General features: G+C 47.8%; 1 pseudogene. It reads right to left on the reverse strand.

What is annotated here, in order from left to right:
* A pseudogene (locus BN4575_RS20710) lies at window positions 1–460 on the reverse strand (TCP-1/cpn60 chaperonin family protein); the annotation flags it as partial.

Raw genomic sequence — 460 nt, forward strand, 5'->3', positions numbered from 1 at the left:
GCCTGTTAGGACGGCGATATCCTGAAGCATAGCCTTTCTGCGGTCTCCAAAGCCGGGCGCCTTAACAGCAGCTACGTTCAAAATGCCTCTGAGCTTGTTTACAACGAGAGTTGTAAGGGCTTCGCCCTCAATGTCCTCTGCAATAATCAGAAGCGGCTTACCCTGTTTAGAGACCATCTCCAAAATCGAAACAAGATTCTTCACAGAGCTGATTTTCTTCTCGTGGATAAGCACATAAGGCTTATCGAGGTTCACTGTCATATTTTCTGTGTTGTTTACAAAATGGGGGCTGAGGTAGCCTTTGTCGAACTGCATACCTTCTACAAGATCTACAGTTGTCTCAAGAGACTGACCTTCCTCAACGGTAATAACACCGTCTTTGCCGACCTTATCCATCGCCTTGGCAAGCACTTTCCCGATTCCAGGGTCGTGATTTGCCGAGCAACGTGCAACCTGCTCA

The sequence above is a fragment of the Aeromonas sp. EERV15 genome, from assembly GCF_900079845.1.
Taxonomy (GTDB): Bacteria; Pseudomonadota; Gammaproteobacteria; order Enterobacterales; family Aeromonadaceae; genus Aeromonas; species Aeromonas sobria.